The 1,690-nt window shown below is 49.5% G+C and carries 1 protein-coding gene; it reads left to right on the forward strand.

The window, feature by feature from the left end:
• The first annotated feature begins 185 nt into the window (after window positions 1-185).
• Window positions 186-1,643 (forward strand): IMP dehydrogenase, encoded by a 1,458-nt coding sequence (guaB, locus tag PEH01S_RS34195; protein WP_025850314.1) that lies wholly within the window; start codon window positions 186-188, stop codon window positions 1,641-1,643.
• Window positions 1,644-1,690: the final 47 nt, after the last annotated feature.

A 1,690-nucleotide genomic window follows, 5' to 3' on the forward strand; every position in this document is an offset into this window, starting at 1 on the left:
ACAAGAGCTTCTTCGGATTTTATCCGGAGAGGCTCTTTTTCTTATGGAAATTGGCATACTAAATAACAAATTGCCATGGAAACTTCATGACTTTTTGCTTGACACTAAAAATGGGCTTTTGATAAGATTGCAATTAATATCTTGCGGCATGTACAGCATGAAATAAATTAAGGAGGATTATTTTTGTGTGGGAGACTAAGTTTGCCAAAGAAGGTTTGACATTTGACGATGTATTGCTGGTACCGAGAAAATCGGATGTGTTCGGCAAGGAAATCGACATATCGACAAAACTGACAAACCAAATCAATCTGAACATTCCTTTTGTAAGCTCGGCCATGGATACGGTAACGGAATCGGCTTTGGCAATCGCTATCGCACGAGAAGGCGGAATTGGGGTCATCCACAAGAATATGACGATTGCGCAGCAGGCGGAGGAAGTAGATCGGGTAAAGCGTTCGGAAAGCGGCGTCATCACCAATCCGTTCTCCCTTACTCCGGAGCATCATGTTTATGATGCCGAAGAGCTGATGGCCAAATATCGGATTTCCGGTGTGCCGATTTGCGACGAGAACAACAAGCTAGTCGGTATTTTAACAAACCGGGATCTGCGCTTCGTTCATGATTATTCGATCAAAATTAAAGAAGTAATGACGAAGGAAAATCTGGTCACGGCTCCTGTCGGTACGACGCTTCAACAAGCGGAAGGCATTCTGCAGCGTCATAAGATCGAGAAGCTGCCTTTGGTCGACGAGAATGGGATTCTTAAGGGCCTGATTACGATCAAGGATATCGAGAAAGCCATTCAGTTCCCGAACTCGGCAAAAGACAAACAAGGCCGTCTGCTGGCCGGCGCTGCGGTGGGCGTATCCAAGGATGTCATGGAGCGTACGGCGGCTTTGGTTGAAGCCGGTGCGGATTTGATCGTCGTCGATTCGGCGCACGGTCACCATATCAATATTATCAATACCGTTCGGAAAATTCGCGAGCAGTATCCTGACCTGCCGATTTGCGCGGGCAATGTGGCAACTGGCGAAGCGACGAAGGATCTGATCGAGGCCGGAGCGAGCATTGTAAAGGTCGGAATCGGGCCAGGCTCCATTTGTACGACGCGGGTCATCGCAGGCATTGGCGTACCGCAAATTACGGCAATTTACGATTGCGCTACGGTTGCGCGGCAGTACAATGTACCGATCATTGCCGACGGCGGGATTAAATATTCCGGAGACGTGGTTAAAGCGATCGCAGCCGGAGCGAGCGCCGTCATGATGGGAAGCCTGTTTGCAGGTACGGAAGAGAGTCCGGGCGAATCGGAAATTTTCCAAGGCCGCCGCTACAAAGTTTATCGCGGGATGGGGTCGATTGGCGCAATGAAAGAAGGCAGCAAAGACCGCTACTTCCAAGAGAACGAAAGCAAGCTTGTACCGGAGGGTATCGAAGGTCGGGTTGCTTATAAAGGACCGTTAGCCGATACGCTTTATCAGTTGGTTGGAGGACTGCGTTCCGGGATGGGTTACTGCGGAGCGAAAGATATCCATGCGCTTATCAACGAAACGTCCTTTATCCGCATCACAGGGGCGGGTCTTCGGGAAAGCCATCCGCATGACGTTCAAATAACAAAAGAAGCGCCGAACTATTCGTTGTAATCTACGAACGGGTCGCACAACAAAGAACGGAAGCCCCAGGCTTCCGT

The sequence above is a fragment of the Paenibacillus ehimensis NBRC 15659 genome, from assembly GCF_004000785.1.
Classification (GTDB): domain Bacteria; phylum Bacillota; class Bacilli; order Paenibacillales; family NBRC-103111; genus Paenibacillus_G; species Paenibacillus_G ehimensis.